The organism is Candidatus Nitrospira neomarina (assembly GCF_032051675.1).
Taxonomy (GTDB): Bacteria; Nitrospirota; Nitrospiria; order Nitrospirales; family UBA8639; genus Nitrospira_E; species Nitrospira_E neomarina.
Genome location: NZ_CP116968.1, coordinates 437,574 through 458,225 on the forward strand (window position 1 = coordinate 437,574; position 20,652 = coordinate 458,225).

Here is a 20,652-nt window from a genome sequence, read left to right on the forward strand (position 1 = left end):
GAGCAGAATCTTTTGGAACAATCTATGTCTCCGTTCAAGACCTCCGATGCAAAATCTCTGAGATTGGTAGTTGAAACAAGGCATGATCCCATGAAGAAGACGTTTGTAGAATCTGAAACGGCCCAACATTCAGTAACGGAGGGACCTGCGAAAATCGTCATTCAAGATATGAACTTTTACTATGGAACCGTTCAGGCGCTCAAATGTGTGAATATGACCGTTCCCGCCAATAAAGTGACGGCATTTATCGGACCTTCAGGTTGCGGAAAATCGACTCTTTTGCGCTGTCTCAATCGTCTCAATGATCTGGTCGATGGCGCCAGGGTCGAAGGAACCATTCTCCTGGATGAGGAAAATATTTATCGACCTGAAGTCGATGCGACCGATCTTCGAACCCGGGTTGGGATGGTCTTTCAAAAGATTAATCCGTTTCCCAAAACCGTCTGGCAGAATGTGGCGTATGGTCCGCAATTGCAGAAGATCCGCAAACGTGCCATTCTTGACGAAATCGTTGAAACAAGTCTCCAGGGGGCGGGATTGTGGGATGAGGTTAAAGACCGGTTGCATGCCAGCGCTTTGGGCTTGTCGGGAGGTCAACAACAACGACTCTGTATTGCGAGGGCACTTGCGGTGAATCCAGAAGTGTTGTTGATGGATGAACCGTGTTCCGCTCTGGATCCGATCTCCACCGGGAGGATTGAGGAACTTCTGCATACGTTAAAAGAGCGGCTCACAGTGGTAATCGTGACACATAACATGCAACAGGCTGCCCGAGTCTCTGATTTGACGGGATTCTTCTTGTTAGGGGAATTAATCGAATTCGATGGCACCAAGAAAATTTTCACCAATCCGGGCGATTCCCGAACGGAAGATTATGTGACGGGGCGGTTCGGCTGATTTCCGGTAGACCAGAATAAAGGATCACGATGAAACGACATTTTGATGATTCGTTAGCGGATCTCAGGCAGAGGATTTTGCGCATGGGTGCGCTCGTTGAGGGCCAAATTCGTCAAGCGCTGACCGCGCTTGTGGATCGTGATGATGTCGTGGCGAATCAGGTCATTCAGAATGATCGTCAGGTGAATACGATGGATGTGGTCATTGACGAACTCTGTCTCGAATTGTTGGCGCTCCACCAACCCGCGGCGAAAGACCTTCGGTTTGTCACGACCGCGATGAAAATTTCCACCGAATTGGAGCGCATGAGCGATTTGGCCGAAAATATCTGTGAGCGTGCCATCGAATTGCATGCCGAACCTCAATTAAAGCCGTATATTGATATTCCGCTTATGGCCGAGCGTGCCATTAAAATGGTGGGAGAAGCCTTGGATGCGTTTGTACGAGGTGATTCGGTCCTTGCCAGACAGGTCCTTAATGAGGATGACTACGTGGATGAACTGAATGAACAAATATTTCGCGAACTGTTGTCTTTTATGATGGAAAATCCCCAAACAATTTCGCGTGCGATCCGGTTGTCGTTTATCTCCAAATACATTGAACGCATCGCCGATCATGCGACCAATGTGGCGGAACTGGTTGTGTATATGGTTGAAGGGAAAATTATCCGTCATATGAATCCAACCTGACACGTCGTCTCCCTGCCTGCTGTTTTCTCCTCGTCATTTTCTTCTGTTGGTATGTTCCTGCTCCAGCCTCTTCGCGTCTGTCACAAAAAATTTACCTGTCTGTGACAGGGGTGTCATTTCTCAAACGTATAGTGGGGGTATGAAGAATCATCAACATACACCAGCGCATGCGGAAGGAGAATGGTATGCAAAAATGGATTGACACCCGCGGAAGTTCCTCACGGTATTCTCAAGGTCAGGCTACGCCGCTACCTCCACAGGGCCCAGTTTCGCTGTGGTCTCTGGTTCTGGCAGGTGGACATGGAGAGCGCCTTCGGGAATATACCGAGCAGCGTTTCGGTGCGTATCGACCGAAGCAATATTGTGCGTTTATGGGAAAACGATCGATGATTCAACATACGTGGAGGCGGGCGAAAGCCCTTTGCCTTCCTCATCGGGTTGTAACGGTGATGGACCAATCACACTGGGGCTATGTACGGACACAATTGATCCAGGAATCCCTTGGACGGGTGGTCTGGCAACCTGATAATCGAGGAACCGGTCCCGGTGTGTTTTTGCCGCTCTCCTATATTCGAGCGCATGATCCTCATGCCACGGTGGTTCTGTGGCCTTCTGATCATTTCATTTTCCCCGTTGAGCCGCTGATTCAAGTGCTGCGTGATGCGGCGGCCCTGGTCCAGGAGCACCCGCACCGTATGGTGTTGTTGACCGTTCCTCCTCAATCGCGGGAGCAGGACTATGGATGGGTAATTCCAGGTCATTGTCTTCCAAATTCTGGAGTGAGCCGGGTCAGGGAAGTGCGAAGATTTGTGGAGAAACCCCAGGGGGCCCAGCTTGAGGATATTGCCCTAAGTGGAGGGCAATGGAATACGTTGGTGTTGATTGCCAATATCCAGACCTTATGGGAAGCCGGGCGTCAGTGTATCCCGGAAGTCGTCATTCCTTTTGAAGAACATGCGGGCGGGATTGGGACCTCAAGCGAACATCAACAATTACTGCACCTCTATCGAACGATGCCCACGAGAAATTTCTCGAGCGATCTCTTATCGCTGATTCCTCAGCAACTCCACATGATGGATCTGACCGGAGTCTATTGGAGTGATTGGGGAAGGCCTGAGCGCATTGAGGAGACCATCGCGTGTATGAGACGACGTGAACTCTGTGGAGTAGATAGCGAATCGGTTGACCAGGCCTGGATGACGTCCCGTCAGAAGGAAACAGTTCAGGAGGAATTCACTGGTGTCATGGGATAAAAATTTACGCATTAAATGCGATGTAAGTGGTGACTGGATAGTTGTCTATGGTTTTCGGTTGAAAAATATCCTGATGGCCCGGATTAGGGTGAAGTGCCAGCCTCGGTTATCGGGGCTTGGTTGATAAAGATGTTCCAAGAAAAGAGGAGGAAATATATGAGCAGAGTGAGATTGGAAGGTCAGGGAGACTGTGCCCCAAATGCGTCGTTTCAGGACCGATCCGGTACGATCCAATTGCGGTGCCGTAGTTGTGGTCTGGAGTGGGAGCCCGCTTATTATCAAGAGGGATGTCCGCTGAGGGAGTTGGAAACAGTATTTCTTTCTGAAAATTGGTTTTTGGTGCCTAGCGAAGCCACCAGTTAAGTTTGGCAGAGGCGCAAAGATGTGTTGGCATAGCTGAAAAAAACAGACAACTTCTCATTCACCGTCTTCAGGAGGAAGGCGGCTTGGTGTGCTTCCCCTTCCAGTTTGCAATAAACCAATCCTGGGCCTGAAATGGTGCTTCATGCTCCAAAGGCTTGACGCGGGTATAGGTTCCATCGGCTTGGAGTTGTCGCGTGTGCATGTTGTCTTTCAGGTAGGGACGTAAAACGGTCTCAACAATGAAGGTTCTGAGTGTGGGATTCTCAATCGGAAACAAAATTTCAACGCGCCGGTCCATATTGCGGGGCATGAGATCCGCACTTCCCAGAAATAATTCATCCTGCCCTCCGTTCCGAAAATAATAACAGCGGGAATGCTCCAGGAATCGTCCGACGAGAGACGTGACCGTGATGGTCTGGCTGAGCCCAGGAATCCCAGGGCGGAGCCCGCACATCCCACGGACCATAAGTTCAATCTTGACTCCTGCTTGAGAGGCTCGATACAAAGCCTGAATTGAGGCTTTGTCGACGAGAGAATTTACCTTGAATGCGAGGTAGCCGTCTCCATGTTGTTGTTGGCGGGAAATTTCCCGATTGATTCGGTCGATGATATTCGTTCGAATCCCGACCGGCGCAATCAAAAGTTTCGCGTAGGAGTCTTTTTTGGAATATCCGGTCAAGGCATTGAACAGATCGGTGACATCTTCGCCAAATACCGGATGACAGGTAAATAAACTAAAATCTGTATAGAATTTGCTGGTGATGGGGTTGTAATTGCCGGTTCCGAGATGCAGATAGCGACGAATGCCATCTGATTCACGACGAACAACCATGCAGACCTTGGCATGTGTTTTCAGGCCCAGGACACCATACACCACATGGACACCTTCATCTTCTAATTTTCTTGCCCATTCAATATTGTTTTCCTCATCGAACCGGGCTTTGAGTTCCAGGAGTACGGCAACCTGCTTGTCATTTTGGCGGGCTTCCATGAGGGCGTCTACCACAGGGGAGTTAATGCCTACTCGATAGAGTGTCTGCTTAATGGCTAACACTTTCGGATCCAGCGCGGCTTGTCGAATGAAATCCACGACTGGTGAGAAGCTGTCGTAGGGATGATGAAGGAAGATGTCTTCCCGTTTGATGAGTGAAAATAATGACTCCTTCGAAGTGGGGTCCTGCAGAATATTGGGGAAATGGGGTGAAAATTTCAAATCCGGTCGGTCAATGGCTGTGAGTTCAAGAAGATTCGAAAGGCCAAGACGGAAATCATAGGTATAAACTTGATAGGGCGCTAAACTCAGATTTCTGACCAGGATATCTTTGATGGAATCCGGCATATGCCGGTCCAGTTCCAATCGCACCACCGAACCGAATTGGCGTAAATCAATTTGTTCCTCAATGGCAGCCAGCAGATCGCCGGCTTCATCTTCTTCGATTTCAAAGTCGGCATCCCTGGTAATGCGAAAATAATAGGAGGCCTGAATCGTCAGGCCGGGAAACAATAAGTCCAGATTGGCGGCGATGATGTCCTCCAGCCACACAAAGTTGGTGCTTTCCGCTCCGGTGGCTAACCCCAATTGTTCATCGTCTGATACCTGCGATTCGTCTGGAATTCTGATCAATCTTGGGAACAACGACGGAACCTTAATGCGTGCAAAGCATTCTCCACGCTCGGGGTCGTTCGCCACCACAGCCAGGTTGACCGTGAGGTTGGAGATATGGGGAAAAGGATGGCTGGGGTCAAAGGCCAAGGGCGTCAGGGCGGGAAAAATTTCTTTTCGAAAATATCTGCGGAGCAGAGATCGTTGTTTGGGTTTGAGGTCTTGATAGGCCAGAATGCGAATATGTGCTTGGGCCAGACGCGTCAGAAGGTCATCCTGCCAACATTGGGTGACACGGGCGAAATTCCGAAGAAGGGCGTCCCGTATTTGCCCCAATTGATCGGAAGGACTCATCCCATCCAGAGCGGCTTCCAGGACCCCGCTGGACAATTGTTCGCGTAATCCGGAAATCCGGATCATGAAAAACTCGTCAAGATTATTGAAGAAAATCGAAAGGAATTTGACTCGTTCCAGCAAGGGATGGCTCGGATCTTCTGCCTCTTCCAGTACCCGTTTATTGAACTCCAGCCAACTCAGTTCCCGGTTCAGATATAGCTTGGGGTCGTCAAGATTATCGATGACCTCAGGTAGATTGGGCGCCTTCGGTTTTTGCTGATGAGTCATGACCGGATCTCCTATTATCCCTGTTATGGATGAAGAGTCATTCTACCTGATTGAGCCTATTCAGGCCCATCAGCATCAGTCCAATAAAAAGGGGCCTATGACGACGTAAAGGGAGCAAGGTGGATTTGTTCCATAAGGCTTTAGAGTTTTTTCCCACGTTTCTGAAGCTTTTGCCACAGTTTCGGGAGATGTTGATATGCCTGGGATTGCTGGTTCCGAAACCGTTCAACCATCAGTCCGGTGACATAGGCTATGCCGGTTGACCGGGAGTGTTGTTTGATGGCGAGGAGCCGTTGCTCAGCAACTACCGCATCCTGATGGTGTCCCAGAAGTTCCTGCGTGCATTTCGCCTGTTTAAGAAACCGTTTGGTCTGCTTGCCAAGCATGGGCTCGGCGAGTTCAAGGGCATACCGCGCACGTTTCAAGAGTATTCGAGTGCGATGCAGTTCAGTCTTCGGGAAAGAGCCGTTTGAGGCATTCACAAAATCCTGAACTTTACGAAAGGCGTTTCTCGCTAATTCCGTAATCGTCAGTGGAGATGGCTGAAATGGTAAACGGGTTAGTGAGTCCTCAAAATGATTCAGGAGATTGAGATACCGGTCACTACGCAATCCCTCCAGAAGTTTGGCACGGGCCACAGACCTCTGATCTTCAAATTTCTTGAGAATCGATTGAAATGCAGGCTGTTCTTGTATGGAGAGGTCATGGAAATTTTGACGAAATGATTCCAAAAGGACATCCCCGTCCCTGACTTCGCCCAACAAAGAACCAACCCAGCCCAGCTCTTGGCAAACATGCTCTGTCCATTCCGGGGCGAGAAAAGTACGCACCGCCCGAACGATGGCTCTCATGCGGCGGGTCGCGACTCGCATGCGATGGAGTGCTTCGCTATCCCGACCCAAACGGGTTCCGGGATCATGTTGCAACATCTGGAAAAATTGGGAATGAAGCCTATCCCGGATATGTTCTGTCGCGGGTGCTGAAGGATCACTGAACTCGAGGGTAAGCGGATAGGGAAATTGTAGTGCCTGAAAAATCTTGGGTTGTAATGGTGTCTCCTCTGCCCCGGCATGAACTAAGATCGTGCGGATAGGCTTGAGTTGAGCGGCTGTACCTTCCTGTAATTCAACCTCTAATTCCTGGAATGAATGCACAATTTTTTTGTCTCTGAGGAGGGCGACGGAGTCCAGGACGACTTCAGCGATGATCTGGCTGTCTTTCTGAATGCGAACCCCTTTTCTCTTTGTCCGGAGTTTTCCGAGGTGAATGGCCCCCTGTTTTCTAAAAAAAGCCGTCAATAAGTCCTGAAATTCCCAGGGAATGCTGCGACTGCCGGAATCAATGCTCAACTCCAGTCGAACGGCACCGCTGGGTATTTTTAATTGCCAGACCCCATGGGCTTGTTCCACTCGTTTTCGGAGTGTCAGCCCCAATTGACCGAGTCGATGGTGCTCGCTATCAAAATAGGTGGATGTGAAGACGCGGGTGGGGATCGGTTCGCCCATGTCGGGAGGGATGTGGAAGCCGGGTGGAATCCGAAACTTAATTTCGTCTTCAATCGTCTGGTGAATTTTCCATGGCATAAAAATTCTATTTGCAATATTCAGTGTGCCGTGGGTCGTGGAAATGCAAATTTCACGGTATTGGGTTGAGTTCCAAACATAAGAACGTGCTACTTTCTCAGAAAACTGTCAATGAAGAAAAGAAAATAATCGGTTTGATTTTACTTGAATGGATCACAAGAAAGTGTGAAGTTTTCGTGTAACTGCTTGTCTTTACATGGTAAATGTCGCGTTATTCCCCTCAGGCCCTATACGGCCACCTTTATGCTCCGGTGATAACGGGACGCTTTTCTTGAGGGCACTTAATCCAAGTACACGGATATCTCTTTCCTGCAAGCTCTGTTGCACGCGATGAGAGATCGAGTCGGAACCTGGGTATTAGAAACATATTGTGATCCGGCATTCGAGAGAAGCTGTGTCACCAAAAAATGAATTTCGATATACTACCAGGCGAAACGAGGGGTTCAAAACACAGAGGAGAATAATTGATGTATAAAGGTTTGCCCGATCATCAACTGACTCAATTGTTGCAAACTGCTGTCCAGGCGGCCCACGTTGCCGCTGTTCCGATTCGAGCCTATTTCGAAAAGCAGGATTTCCGTATCAGAGAAAAAAGCGATGGTTCACCTGTGACTCAAGCCGATCAAGAGGGGGAAGCACTTATCCGCAGTCACTTGCTTTCCAACGCCGCAATCGGGCCTCTCGATATTCTTGGTGAAGAAGAAGGGTTACAGGGGACGGGAACAGGATGGCAATGGGTTGTGGATCCTATCGATGGAACACGATCCTTTATCCATGGGATCCCGTTATTCGGTACCATTATCGCCTTGGTTGACACTCGGGAACAATTTCCTGTCCTTGGAGTGATTCACCTTCCCATGCTCGGCCTCACCTATGCCGCCGCCAGGGGACAAGGGGCCACTCGACAAGGAAAAACCTTGCACCTTCCTGAAGATCTTTCCATTGAAAAGGCAATTATCGGAGTGGGCGATTTTGCTCAGTTTTCCAGTGTGGATCGGGAGGCAGATTATCATCAACTGTTAGGGATGTCCGGGTATGTGCGAGGGTATACCGATTGTTTTGGGCATGGCCTGGTGATCAGTGGAGCCCTTGGCGCAATGGTGGACCCAGCTTTGAACCCGTGGGATATCCTGGCTACTCAGGTATTAATTGAGGAGGCCGGAGGGACGGCAATCCTTCGTCCCTCAAAGGATTCCGGAAAGGTTGATGCCATATTTGGGAACCGTTTGCTCGTTCAACATCTTGCTCGTGAACTCTCCTTTTAAAATTTTCGGGACTTTGCCGGCAGATGTTTTTCTCCGTGGAGCATCTCTGACGTGTCGCATGGAATGCCTATCGCATGAATGCCTCCAATGTTTCAAATCCTTATTTCGGGCAACCGGCAGAGATTTATCCGTTTGTCACATTCCCATAACGGGGAAGAAATGTTGGTCAGATACCGTTGCCGTCAGACTGGATACCAGATATTGGGCGATCATGGCCCCACTATTGAAACTGTCTGGGGTGTGGGGTATCGTATTTCTATGATTCATGATAGTTCTGTCCCTTCCTGAAGGATTTCCTTCTTGCAAAATTTGATGCCTGTATTGCCCACGGAATCTTTGTGGGCATGAACGGGTAGAACCGAATCTATTTTTGAAGGAGTTCAGCCACATGAAAAGGCTCGCGGTTATTGATATTGGAACGAATTCCATTCACATGGTTCTAGCCGAAATTGGAAAAGGATTCTCTTACAAAATTGTCGACCGTATTAAGGAAATGGCCAGATTGGGTGATGGAACCTTTACGTCTCAGCGGTTGTCTCCAGAGGCCATGGACCGTGGGTTGACCGTCCTAAAACGGTTTTCCATGCTGGCAAAGAATAAGGGATTTGATCCTATTGTACCGATTGCCACCAGTGCGGTCCGCGAGGCAAAAAATGGAGGGGATTTTTTAAAGCTGGTACGCAAGGAACTTGGGCTTAGAGTGCGGGTCATCACCGGTGAGGAAGAGGCCCGCCTCATCTATTTAGGCGTCAGGAATACTATGGATCTCGACCATTTTCCCGCCATGATTGTGGATATCGGGGGCGGGTCCGTGGAGTTGATGGCTTGTACACAAAAGCGTTTAAAATTCGTGAGAAGTCTCAAGTTAGGTGCGATTAGGTTAAAGGATCAATTCCTCAAGGCAGACATACCTGATAAAAAAATGATCAGACGTTTGGAAAATCAGGTTAGTCAAACCTTGAAGAAATCCTTAACATCAAAGAAACATGACTCTCAATTTAATCAACTTGTGGCCACATCGGGGATGGCGGGAAACCTCGCGGAAATCATTTATTTGTCTAGGACGGGACGGCCGCTCTCTCAAATTGATATGGCCACGATTGAGTTAGATGAAGTTCGAGAGGTTGAACGACTGCTGCGGACAAAAGATACACAGACGCGATTGAATATACCCGGCCTGGACCCCAGGCGTGTGGATACGCTCTATTCCGGTGTGTTGGTGTTGCGGATACTGATGGAACGTATCGGAGTCAAGCAAGCGCGTATCAGTGATAAGGCGATTCGGGAAGGGGTTATTTATGATTTCATTCAACAACATCAGGAAGGGTTGCGGGCGGAACAAGAAATTCCCCATATTCGCCGGCGTCAGGTCCTTTTGTTGGCCAGACGATACCAATATCCCAAAAACCATGCGCATCATGTGGCGAAGTTGGCATTAAGTTTGTTCGATCAGACTCAAACGTTGCATCAACTTGGCGACAGGGAACGGGAGTGGTTGGAATATGCGGCTTTACTTCACGATATTGGGCATCATATTAGAGAGAACAAACACCACAAGCACACCTACTATTTGATCACCCATGCCGATCTTCCCGGGTTTTCGTCTGAAGAATTAGGCATTATGGCCAACGTGGCGCGATATCATCGACGGGGCCAACCAACGATCAGGCATAAAGGATTTCGACTCTTAAATCGCGACCAGAAAAAAGTTGTCCCATGTCTCAGTGCGATTTTACGAATTGCCGATGGCCTGGATCGGAGTCATTTTTCTGTGATCAGGAAAATTTCCATAGAACCCGGGAAGCCTCTGCGGCTCCATGTATTTTTTCGCTATGATCCGGAGTTGGAATTATGGACAACGGAACGAAGGATGAAACTCTTTGAGAAAACCTTCCATTGCCGGATTGAATTGAAGCCGGCTCCCATTGCCATGAAAACAGTTGCCTAGCGGGTCATCCTATGCGTGAACCCTTCTCTGGAAATGATTCTGGCATTTGTGGGATACTTGCGCATTTTGGAGTCCCAGCATAGGTTAAAATGTAGAGCCGGGGTTTGAGTGTGTCGCCTTCTCCTTGTAGATCATGGCGGGTCATTCCATCATTACTGCTCACCCAAAGAAAGCATATCCGGTAGACTAACCTGGTTTCGGCTTGGAAATTGAGATTTCTGGCCTGCAAAGTCCAAAGGCGAGATGCGACCATTCTGCGCTTTCCAGTTTAAGGAGACACCGTATGTTTAGTTTTATGCCTCGGGAAAGCGGGTTTTTTGATTTATTCGAGCAAGCATCTCAAAACGTCGTGGAAGCAGGACAGTGCTTGAAAGCATTAATGAAGTCCTTTGATGAACCGCATACACAAATTCAACACATCAAAAATTTGGAGCACAAGGGTGACGATCTCACTCGTGACATCGTGTATAAACTCAATAAAACATTTATTACCCCGTTAGATCGGGAAGATATTCACGCATTGGCCAGCGCGCTCGATGATATTCTGGACGAAATTGATGCGGTGGCCGAATTGTTCATGGTGTTTAAAATAGACCACCCGACGCCCATGGCACTCAGGTTGTCCGAAATCCTTCATGATGCCGTTTTAGAGGTCGGGAAAGGGATTGATCTTCTTCGTCATCAAAACTGGGATATGAAGGACTGTGCCATTCGAGTGCATAGCTTGGAAAACGAAGCTGACCGGGTGAGCCTAGAAGCGATTTCCCGGTTATTTGAAGAGGAAGCGGATCCCAAGACGGTGATGAAGTGGAAAGAGATCTATGAGAATTTTGAGATGGGCACCGATTCGTGTGAGGATGTTGTGAATGTCCTGGAACGGATCGCACTCAAGCATGGATAATGAAGTGGTAGCCGAATCCTTTCGATTTTTCTGATACTCCTCCCCAAAGCACCTCCGTGGCCGAATTCAGCATACTTCTAATTTTAATTATTGTCCTCGCACTTCTATTTGATTTTTCAAATGGTTGGCATGATAGTGCCAATGCCGTGGCCACCGTCGTGTCCACTCGGGTCCTGAGCCCCACCTTAGCGGTTCTTTTTGCCGGTGTTTTGAATGTGGTCGGGGCCTTTATGTCTACCGCGGTAGCCAAGATGGTAGGAAGCGGAATCATCGATCCTGCCGCGATCAATGATGTGGTCATTATTTCGGCATTGGGGGGAGCTATCGTTTGGAATTTTATTACCTTACATATGGGGTTGCCTTCCAGTTCCTCCCATGCCTTGATTGGAGCCATGGTTGGTGCAGGTTTTATTCATGGTGGTGTCGAGGTGTTGCAGGGTGCCGGATTGATAAAGGTTATGGAAGCGATGGTCTCTTCCCCGTTATTGGGTTTTCTTGTGGCCTTTGTACTCATGATTGGGTTGAGCTGGGCGTTTTTTCGGGCTTCGCGAGGAAGGGCTATGAGGTTGTTTCGACGTCTTCAATTGGTGTCAGCGGGGTTTATGGCGTTGAGTCATGGAGCCAATGATGCACAAAAAGCGATGGGAATTATTACCTTGGCTTTGCTTTCTGCCGGACATATTCCTTCTGCGGAAGTGCCCAAATGGGTTATTATTTCCTGTGCCCTCTCTATGGGCCTGGGGACGGCTTTAGGAGGGTGGAAGATCATTCGAACTCTGGGGATGCGAATTGCCAAGTTGGATCCTATCCATGGGTTCGCCGCCGAAACCGGAGCCGGTGTAGTGTTGATGGTTACGGCCCATATTGGATTGCCTGTCAGCACGACTCACACGATTACATCTTCAGTCATGGGCGTGGGGGCGGTCAATCGATTGTCGGCGGTTCGTTGGGGTGTCACCAGGAGAATTGCCTATGCGTGGGTTTTTACCCTTCCCGGTTCGGCATGCTTAGCCGTCGCTTTTTATCTCCTGCTGTCCGCATTTTTCTAATTGTTCGGTGTTCCTTCATTTTCTGTGATTCTCAAGAAGCTGTTGGCGCGTCGCATCAGGAATCTGTTTTTGCTGAATTGATAGTTTGAGAGTTCATGTTCCTTGAATCTTGACATTTAGTCATATCTCCTTTTCTTCTCTCCTCTGTTTGTTCTTCTTTGGTAGAACCATTGACCTGCCCGGTTTTGTGGATACCGTCACATCGATTCCGTCTCAGAGAATTAGTTGTCTGAAGTTGTCTCTACGGTCCCTCCATTTGGGGATGGTTCCTTCTCATTGCCGCCTTTAGTCTGACGTGTTCAAAGATTGAGTCGCGGGTCCCTTTCACACAATACGCGGCATTGTAACCAAAAGGAGGAGTTATGGCAGAATCGTATCAAACAGGCGCCCTGGAAGTTTCAACGGTTGGACTTGAAGAGGAAGGGTATCAAATGTATTTGGGCCAAAAGTGTCGATTGAGCGGCGTATTGAAAGTCCAGGGAATGGCGCGAATCGATGGATTTGTTGAAGGAGAGATTTATGGTAGCGATCTGATTCAAGTGGGAAAAGATGGAAAGCTTGAAGCCACCGTTAAGGCTAAAGACATTGTCGCACAGGGTCCTCTTCGTGGGGACTTCGTCGCTCTGCAGAAGATACAGTTGCTGGCCCCAGCGACATTGGAAGGGAAAATCGATGCCCCGGTTTTTCTGCTAGAAGAAGGCGTCTTTGTCAATGGACTGGTGAAAATGGGAATCGTGCGCCCTGCGGGCTCATAAGCCAAGGGGACGTATTTAGCCAATGCACCGAGTGAAAGTCGTGGCATCGAAAGCCGATTGATCTATTGGTGATAAGGTTGACGAGTGGTAAACATTGTGTCGTGCACAAGGCCCTTAGCGTAGCGCTCTGAGCTGCGCAGGGGCCATCCACCATTCTAAATTTCCCCGTCCTACTCCGACGTTTCCATCAAAAGAAATAAGGCAGCCTCCGGCCTTTTTGACCGAAAGACCTGAGCTGTTCTTTCCAAAAATCATCAAGGCGGCTGTTTGGCCAAGATGAGGTTCATGCCCGACGCACATGACGAAGGCATCCGTTGAAAATTTTTGGAATAGAGGGAATAACAGCATGGGGGATTGGTCATACACCAGCTCAGGGCACAGCTGAATCGTTGCTGTGATCTGTAGCGTCTCTTTGGTAATCTCAGCCGTCTGTTGAGTACGGATTAATGGACTGCACAAGAGGTGTGTGGGCTTCACTCCAATACGTTTGAGCCCTGCAGCGACCTGTTCAGTTTTGGCAATACCTTCTTTGGTCAGAGGGCGTTCGCGTTCAGAGTGGTCCCATTCATGTGGGTTAACAGCAATGCCATGGCGCAATAAAAGACAATTCATATAGACATCTCCTTATGTTGACCCATTTAGAGCGACTTTGCCGGTTATCATACCTCAAAATTAACATCCTCTACAGTCTCTGCAAAAGTTAAAAAATGCCAAGGTGAAACTGAAGACCAGGATGCCCCAATGAGCACTTCACAGAAAGTGTTCACTGGGAATTAAAATTGGGCAACGAAGGCAACATTAGAATGGGGCAATGCAACGTCATGGCATTTCTCTGCCGATCAACCAATTATTTGTCTGTGTAAGGCCAACCTAAGTATCCATGGAGGATGGGCTGACCTAAGCCAACGCAGCATACTTATTGCCAAAGATGCTGAAGGGTCGCCTGGGTACCAAAGAGACAGGCTTGTGCAATAGACCTCTCATGATCAGAGAGCATCATAATCAGGGGAAGAAAGTAAACAAGTCATAGCCCAAGAATACGGGCACCGTATGCTTCGGCGATGGTTGCTATAGGAAAGAATTCTTAATGGCGAGATGACCTGATTTCGTTTGGTGTTCCCCACTCTTACGCATGCGACGTGTAATGACCATCTTGACAATTAGGGAATTTGCGCTAATAGTATCGAAAATCGATATCGATAAACGATAACAGAATCTTATTTCCCTAACTGAAGTTTTTATGCCCACCAGTAATCACGAGCCTACTCGGCGCATGGTGCGCCAATTTTTCTTGGGTTTCGTCAAAATCCATATCTTGCACCATGCCGCTGAGGAGCCCGTCTGTGGAGTTGATTTGGCTCAGGAATTGGCTAGCCATGGTTACCAGCTGAGTCCAGGCACCCTTTATCCAACATTGCACGGTCTGGAAGCGGCAGGATATCTCCGATGCCAACTGGAACTTCAATCGGGACGCCGCCGAAGAACCTACACCATCACCAGATCCGGCCGACAGGCCTTGGTTCAAGCCAGACAGCAAATACGAGAACTAACAGAAGAGGTCATGAATCCAGAAACCAGTTGACGAAAGGAGACTGCTGGGAACAGTTACTCATCAATTCCGTGATATGAATTAGGGTGTACAAGAAGGATGAGAAGAGAAAAAAGTGTTTCAAATGGATCTAGCCCCATGCTGGGACATTCTTCAACACATAACTGGTGAATGGTCACCATAATGATAAATACGAAGGACCCCTCAATGAATCTGTTGCCAACTTTCCTGGCAATCTTTTTTTGTCTTCATGTGGCCATAGAAGCTTGTCATGCTCAACAGCCTGAACCGTTGTCCACTCACCTGACCTTACTGCAAGCCATTGAATATGGCTTGCAGCATTATCCTGCAGTGCGGGAATCCTTAGCCAAGCAAAAGGAAGCTCAATCCGGCATTGATTTGGCAGAGACAAACTATCTCCCACGGGTGGAAATCGGCGTTCAAGGGACTCGTTCGACCTTTAATAATGTTTCCGGGATGTTTTTCCCGAATGCTTTTTTTCAACCGATTTCCGGTCCTGATCTAGGACGAAGTGCTTATAGTAGTAGCTGGGGCAGCGCCGCCGGTATTCTGCTGGCATGGGAACCCTTTGACTTTGGTTTGCGTTCGGCCCAGGTGAGTACCGCCCGGACCATGGAACGTCATTCGAAAGCCTTTATCACCCTTACCCAGCTTGAAGTGGCGTTGGCTGTCGGAGACGCCTATATCGATGTCATCATGGCCCAAGAGTCTCGCCAGGCCCTACAAGCCAATTTGGAACGTCGGGTGGTCTTTGCTAAGACCGTCGAGGTTCTCGTCCGTAATCAATTGCGGCCGGGAGTTGATGGATCCCGTGCTCAAGCCGAGACGGCGGTTGCACGCACTCACCTATTGGAAGCAGAGCAGGTTGAACGATCACGAATGGCCACATTAGCTCAGGTGCTCGGGATAGCCGGTGGTCGAATTTCGATCGGAGATCCGGTGCTAAAAGCCTTCCCTCAAGGATCTGTCGCCGATAAAAAGGATCCCTCACAACATCCCTTGGCATTAGTCCAAAAGGCTGCAGCTGATATTCCCAAAAATCGGGAAGAAGCCTTGGCGCAGGCCTGGGTGCCGAAATTCAACCTGCAGAGCAGCTTTTTCGGCCGTGGCAGCGGATGGGATAATCAGGGGAACCGAGGTGGCGGAGGGGACGGGTTATTACCGGATGTGCCGAATTGGGCGGTTGGTCTGACAGCGACCTTTTCCCTGTTGGATTTTTCAGCCATCCGGGCGCAAAAACAACAGGCGCATTTTCACAATCTGGCGGAAATGGCTCGCTACGATCGTGTGATTCAAGAGCTGACGGCGCAACAGGTGAAAGCTCGATCGCTGGTGGAGAGTACCAAACTCATTGCCGAAAACACACCCATCCAATTTCAAGCCGCCCGCTTGACAGAAGCCCAAGCCGCCGCACAATTTAAGGTCGGCCTCGCCACAGTCGTGGACGTCTCTGAGGCGCAACGGCTGGTTGTTCAGGCGGCCGTGGATGATGCGCGCGCGCGGCTTGGGGTGTGGAAAGCCTTGTTGGCCTTATCCGGGGTTCAGGGCGAGCTATCAGAAATTTTACGGCTTGCGCGCCCCTCCGCTTCTTCACCCGGCCATTAAATGAAGCTGCTTCTCTTTGCCCTTCGGCGACCTCTGACCATTATGGTGCTGGTCGCGTCCATGGCCTTATTTTCCTATCTGGTAGTCAAACGGATGGCCATCGACATTTTCCCGAATCTGGGGCTTCCTGCCATATATGTCGCCCAACCCTATGGTGGCATGGATCCGGCCCAAATGGAGGCACACCTGGTCTCGTTCTATGAATATCATTTCCTCTATATCACCGGGATTGAGCATGTCGAATCCAAATCCATCCAGGGTGCAGCCTTGATGAAATTGTTTTTTCATCCGGATACGGATATGGATCAGGCTCTGGCGCAGACAGTCGCCTATGTGAATCGATCCCGCGCGTTTATGCCTCCCGGCACGGTGCCGCCTTTTATTTCGAGATTTGATGCCGGAAGCGTACCGGTGGGCTATTTGGTTTTTAAGAGTCAGTCTCGGAGCCTGAAAGAAATTCAAGATCTCGCCTTGTTCAGAGTGCGACCGATGTTTTCCGCGGTCCCTGGGGTGTCTGCCCCTCCGCCATTTGGAGGGACAGCTCGAACCATTGTGATTAAGGTGAACCCGGAACGGTTGCGGGCATTTGGCATGTCTCCGGAGGAAGTGGTTCAGGCCGTGCGAACGGGTAATATGCTCATGCCGGCGGGAAATGTCCGCATAGGAGAGTTGGCCTATTTGACCCCTGTGAATTCTGTTGTCGAAAACATTACAGAATTGGAACATCTGCCTATTCGATTGGGGGCCGGGCCCACGGTCTTTTTGAAAGACGTGGGAACCGTGGAAGATGGAGAGGACATTGTCACCAGTTATGCCATGGTGAATGGGCGACGCACCGTCTACATCCCGGTCACCAAACGGGCTGATGCCTCCACCATGGCTGTCGTGGATCGCATTAAAGCCTCGCTCCCGACTTTTCGGGACTCGGTGCCTGACGATATTCAGATTAGTTTTGAATTCGATCAATCAACCTATGTTACGAATGCGGTAAAGGCTGTCGTCGTGGAAAGTGTGCTGGGAGCGGTCTTAACGGGATTAGTGGTGTGGCTCTTCCTCCGGAGTTGGCGGAGTTCGGTGATAGTCGTCATGACCATTCCATTTGCTCTCTTATCAGCCGTGGTGGCTTTGTGGGCAACAGGACAGACCATTAATATTATGACGTTAGGGGGCTTGGCCCTGGCAGTGGGTATTTTGGTGGATGAATCCACGGTCACGATTGAAAATGTGCATGCCCATTTGTCTCGTGGGAAGAGTCTGGGGAGGGCCGTCAAGGATTCACGTGGTGAAGTGGTGATGCCTCTTCTCCTGTCTATGTTGAGTATTTTAGCCGTGTTTCTTCCGTCCTTTTTCATGAGTGGCGTGGCGAAAGCCTTGTTTGTGCCGTTGGCATTGGCCGTGGGCTTTGCCATGGCAGCTTCTTACATTCTGTCCACGACTTTAGTGCCCGTCTTGGCTGTGTGGCTGTTGGGTGGGCATCCCAAGGCAGAGGGGAGAGGAGGTCCGACCATGCCGGCCTGGTACATCAATGCCTTGAACTGGACATTGAGCCATAAGGGGCTGGTCCTCATCGGCTATATGCTGCTCAGTATGGCAATCGTCGTGGGTTTTGGTTCCAGGCTGGGATTGGATATCTTTCCTCGGGTCGATACCGGACAATTTCAATTGCGAATTCTGGCTCCGGATGGAACCCGTGTCGAACGAACGGAGCTGTTGACGAAGGAAATACTAGAAACGATCAAACAGGAAATTGGCCCTGAGCGGATAAATATTAGCCTGGGGTTTGTGGGAGTTCATCCGTCGAGTTATCCGGTGAATACCCTGTATATGTGGAGCAGCGGACCTCATGAAGCAGTCTTGTTGGTGGCGCTGAAACGGGGTTCCGATGTTTCCCTGGAGCAGGTGAAAGAACGATTGAGGGAAATTTTACCCAAGCGATTTCCCGGGACGCGTTATACCTTTGAGAGCGGCGATATCGTCACGCAGGTCATGAGCATGGGATCTCCAACCCCGATTGAAATCGCGATGAGCGGACCGAATATGGAGGCTAACCGGGCGTATGCGGAACGAGTGCGAGAGGAGCTCTCGCATCTATCTGCCATCCGAGATCTGCGCTTCGGGCAACCCCTGGACTATCCCACCCTGGCAGTGCGCGTGGATCGAGTGCGAGCGGGCCAGCTTGGTGTGACGGCCGGTGAAGTAGCCAGGGCGGTGGTCTCGGCGACTTCCTCAACTCGTTTTGTGGAACCGATTTATTGGCATGATCCCCAATCTGGAAGAGCCTATCAGGTGCAGGTGGAAATTCCCCAATCGGAATTTCAGTCCGTACAGGATATGCTCAATTTACCGGTGATGTTGGAAGGGGGACGTGGACCCTTGCTTCGTGACGTGGCGGAGGTTATTCCCGGAACCTCTATTGGAGAGTATGCGCGGTATAACATGCAACGAATGGTCACGATTGTGGCTAATGTGACGGGAGAAGATTTAGGACGGGCAGCGGAACATATAGAGGTCGCGTTAAATCGGGTCGGCCCACCTCCGAAAGGGGTCCGGGTGGACGTTCGAGGGCAAATCGCCCCGATGAAGGAGATGTTCGTTAACCTCCAACTTGGATTAGCTCTGGCATTGCTGACGATTTTTCTGCTCTTAGCCGCAAGTTTTCAGTCCTGGCGAAGCGCCTTGGTGGTTTTGCTGACGACGCCTGCCGTCTTGATGGGAGTCGTGCTTGGATTGGAACTTTTTGGGACCACACTGAATATTCAGTCGTTTTTGGGAGCAATTATGGCCACGGGCGTGGCTGTGGCGAATGCGATTCTTTTGGTGTCGTTTGCCGAACATCATCGGAGACAAGGGCTCTCCTCGCTCGAAGCTGCTCGGGAAGGGGCTGGCAGCCGGGCTCGTCCGATTCTCATGACGGGATTGGCTATGATGGCTGGCATGTTGCCAATGGCATTGGGGGTCATGGAAGGAGGGGAACAGGTGGCCCCTCTCGGACAGGCAGTGATTGGTGGGTTGTTGTTCGCCACCGTCTCCAGTTTGCTGATCTTGCCGGCCGTGTATGCAATTCTGGAAAAGCGGGGAGGCATCCAGTCTCCTTCATTAGATCCAGATGATCCAACGAGTATCCACTATGAACCTTCGCACGTCACGGTTCCCAGTTAACCCGGAGTCACGATGTCACGCAAGATAATCGGAATCGGGCTGGTATTACTCGGACTTATTGCGGGAGTTGTCATGGTCATGAGCAACGATGGCCGTGTGGCTCAGAACCCATCGGTCCCTTCTTCTATAATCTCCACATCGGAAATACCAGAATCCCCCGCGAGCCGTACTCAACCGGTTTCGATCGAAGTGGTTGCCGTTTCCAGCCAATATTTGGAAGAGGCGATCCCCCTGTCCGGGGAACTGCTTCCTTTTTTGAGCGTCGACCTTTCCCCAAAGATCACGGGAATCGTGGAATCCGTCAGCGTGGATCGTGGTGCAACCGTAAAGAAAGGGGATATTCTCATCCAATTACGCGCGCCAGAGTTGCAAGCGCAGAGGAGGGAAGCGGAAGCCCAACTTCGTGCGGCAAACATCACGTATACCCGTCTTCAAGCCGCGGCCTCTACCCCAGGTGTCGTGGCTGGAAACGATGTGGAATTGGCCCAGCACCACCAGGAAGCCTTGACAGCCCGTCTCGAATCCTTACAAGAAATGGAAAAGTATTTGCGGGTGAAGGCGCCATTCGATGGAGTGATCACACAACGGAATATTCATCCTGGAGCGATGGTGGGACCGGATGGGGTAAGCGGTCGGACTTCATCGCTGTTACGGTTGGAGCAGATTGTTCACTTACGATTGATCGTTCCGGTTCCGGAAGCGTATGCCGGATCAATTGATAAAAGGGCAACTGTTCCGTTTACCGTGCCGGCCTATCCGGAAGAAACTTTTCGGGGAGTGGTGTCTCGTATTGCTCAATCGGTCGATCCTAAAACTCGGTCCATGCCCGTGGAAATGGATGTAGATAACCAGGCTCGGCGGCTGGCTGCCGGAATGTTTTCGGAAGTCCGCTGGCCGATTCGCCGTTCTCGTCCGACCCTCTTTGTTCCGGCCACGGCCGTTGTCACCACGACGGAAAACGTCTTTGTGCTGTTGGTCAAAGAAAACCTGGTGGAATGGATCCCGGTTCGAAAGGGGTCAAAGAGTGGTTCAATGGTTGAAGTGTTCGGCGCTCTCCAATCTGGTGATCTCGTAATGTTTAGAGGTACTGACGAAATCAGGCCAGGCACAGAAATTATTCCGGTTCTAAAGGAAGTACCTCCCAACACCAGCACGTAACTCAGCTTCCTTTAGAAAGGTTCTCATTATTAGCAATGAAAGTTGGCATGCCGTGAGGAGCAGTGGGTAAACTCAGGATGTCCCTTATCATGACAAATAGGGTAGGGCCCATTTTCAAAAAAGGGGTACAATTATTCGAATAGGTCTCCTTCGCCTGCACAAGTGCCTGTCTCTTCTTGTTTCTTCTTCTCAATTCTTGAATTTTCCGGGATGTGTTTCCCCCCTGCGTA

17 protein-coding genes are annotated in these 20,652 nt (G+C 49.9%); 13 read left to right on the forward strand and 4 right to left on the reverse strand.

The features are described from left to right. Positions 1 to 90: 90 nt before the first annotated feature. The 4 genes from pstB to PQG83_RS01925 all read left to right on the forward strand — a co-directional run bounded on the left by pstB (position 91) and on the right by PQG83_RS01925 (position 3,202). On the forward strand, positions 91 to 897 hold the full coding sequence (pstB, locus tag PQG83_RS01910) for a phosphate ABC transporter ATP-binding protein PstB (protein WP_312746147.1): 807 nt from the start codon (positions 91 to 93) through the stop codon (positions 895 to 897). A 29-nt stretch (positions 898 to 926) separates the two neighbouring features. After that, positions 927 to 1,586 (forward strand): phosphate signaling complex protein PhoU, encoded by a 660-nt coding sequence (phoU, locus tag PQG83_RS01915; protein WP_312640144.1) that lies wholly within the window; start codon positions 927 to 929, stop codon positions 1,584 to 1,586. A 185-nt stretch (positions 1,587 to 1,771) separates the two neighbouring features. Further along, positions 1,772 to 2,839 (forward strand): sugar phosphate nucleotidyltransferase, encoded by a 1,068-nt coding sequence (locus PQG83_RS01920; RefSeq protein ID WP_312746150.1) that lies wholly within the window; start codon positions 1,772 to 1,774, stop codon positions 2,837 to 2,839. A 156-nt stretch (positions 2,840 to 2,995) separates the two neighbouring features. Further along, positions 2,996 to 3,202 (forward strand): hypothetical protein, encoded by a 207-nt coding sequence (locus tag PQG83_RS01925; protein WP_312746153.1) that lies wholly within the window; start codon positions 2,996 to 2,998, stop codon positions 3,200 to 3,202. Between the two features lie 67 nt (positions 3,203 to 3,269). Here the strand turns inward: PQG83_RS01925 and ppk1 are convergent, their stop codons facing one another. Next, positions 3,270 to 5,429, reverse strand: coding sequence for a polyphosphate kinase 1 (gene ppk1 / locus PQG83_RS01930; protein WP_312746156.1), 2,160 nt, complete (start codon positions 5,427 to 5,429; stop codon positions 3,270 to 3,272). Positions 5,430 to 5,569: 140 nt separating this feature from the next. Beyond that, entirely contained in the window at positions 5,570 to 7,012 is a 1,443-nt protein-coding gene (locus tag PQG83_RS01935; RefSeq protein ID WP_312746158.1) for a CYTH and CHAD domain-containing protein, read from the reverse strand. Positions 7,013 to 7,479: 467 nt separating this feature from the next. Between PQG83_RS01935 and PQG83_RS01940 the strand changes: the two genes are divergently transcribed. Then, complete coding sequence (locus PQG83_RS01940; protein ID WP_312746160.1) at positions 7,480 to 8,277, forward strand: inositol monophosphatase family protein; 798 nt, start codon at positions 7,480 to 7,482, stop codon at positions 8,275 to 8,277. 135 nt (positions 8,278 to 8,412) lie between these two features. Here PQG83_RS01940 and PQG83_RS01945 read toward each other — a convergent pair whose 3' ends face one another. After that, positions 8,413 to 8,544, reverse strand: coding sequence for a hypothetical protein (locus tag PQG83_RS01945; RefSeq protein ID WP_312746161.1), 132 nt, complete (start codon positions 8,542 to 8,544; stop codon positions 8,413 to 8,415). A 121-nt stretch (positions 8,545 to 8,665) separates the two neighbouring features. On the opposite strand from PQG83_RS01945, the gene PQG83_RS01950 reads away from it, so the two are divergent. The 4 genes from PQG83_RS01950 to PQG83_RS01965 all read left to right on the forward strand — a co-directional run bounded on the left by PQG83_RS01950 (position 8,666) and on the right by PQG83_RS01965 (position 12,930). Beyond that, entirely contained in the window at positions 8,666 to 10,225 is a 1,560-nt protein-coding gene (locus tag PQG83_RS01950; RefSeq protein ID WP_312746163.1) for a Ppx/GppA phosphatase family protein, read from the forward strand. Between the two features lie 283 nt (positions 10,226 to 10,508). Then, complete coding sequence (locus PQG83_RS01955) at positions 10,509 to 11,126, forward strand: DUF47 domain-containing protein (RefSeq protein ID WP_312746166.1); 618 nt, start codon at positions 10,509 to 10,511, stop codon at positions 11,124 to 11,126. A gap of 56 nt (positions 11,127 to 11,182) precedes the next feature. Beyond that, entirely contained in the window at positions 11,183 to 12,175 is a 993-nt protein-coding gene (locus PQG83_RS01960; protein WP_312746169.1) for an inorganic phosphate transporter, read from the forward strand. A gap of 362 nt (positions 12,176 to 12,537) precedes the next feature. Further along, positions 12,538 to 12,930: a bactofilin family protein gene (locus PQG83_RS01965; RefSeq protein ID WP_312746172.1), complete on the forward strand. Its 393-nt coding sequence runs from the start codon at positions 12,538 to 12,540 to the stop codon at positions 12,928 to 12,930. A gap of 114 nt (positions 12,931 to 13,044) precedes the next feature. On the opposite strand, the gene PQG83_RS01970 is transcribed toward PQG83_RS01965, so the two are convergent. Continuing rightward, entirely contained in the window at positions 13,045 to 13,542 is a 498-nt protein-coding gene (locus PQG83_RS01970) for a SixA phosphatase family protein (protein ID WP_312746175.1), read from the reverse strand. A 628-nt stretch (positions 13,543 to 14,170) separates the two neighbouring features. Here PQG83_RS01970 and PQG83_RS01975 point away from each other — a divergent pair. From PQG83_RS01975 to PQG83_RS01990, 4 genes are all read left to right on the forward strand, one after another. Continuing rightward, a complete protein-coding gene (locus PQG83_RS01975; RefSeq protein ID WP_312746178.1) occupies positions 14,171 to 14,512 on the forward strand; it encodes a PadR family transcriptional regulator in 342 nt (113 codons plus the stop codon). 174 nt (positions 14,513 to 14,686) lie between these two features. Next, positions 14,687 to 16,105 (forward strand): TolC family protein, encoded by a 1,419-nt coding sequence (locus PQG83_RS01980; protein ID WP_312746180.1) that lies wholly within the window; start codon positions 14,687 to 14,689, stop codon positions 16,103 to 16,105. After that, positions 16,106 to 19,264, forward strand: coding sequence for an efflux RND transporter permease subunit (locus PQG83_RS01985; RefSeq protein WP_312746182.1), 3,159 nt, complete (start codon positions 16,106 to 16,108; stop codon positions 19,262 to 19,264). Between the two features lie 12 nt (positions 19,265 to 19,276). Next, positions 19,277 to 20,422 (forward strand): efflux RND transporter periplasmic adaptor subunit, encoded by a 1,146-nt coding sequence (locus PQG83_RS01990; protein WP_312746184.1) that lies wholly within the window; start codon positions 19,277 to 19,279, stop codon positions 20,420 to 20,422. The last annotated feature ends 230 nt before the right edge of the window (positions 20,423 to 20,652 follow it).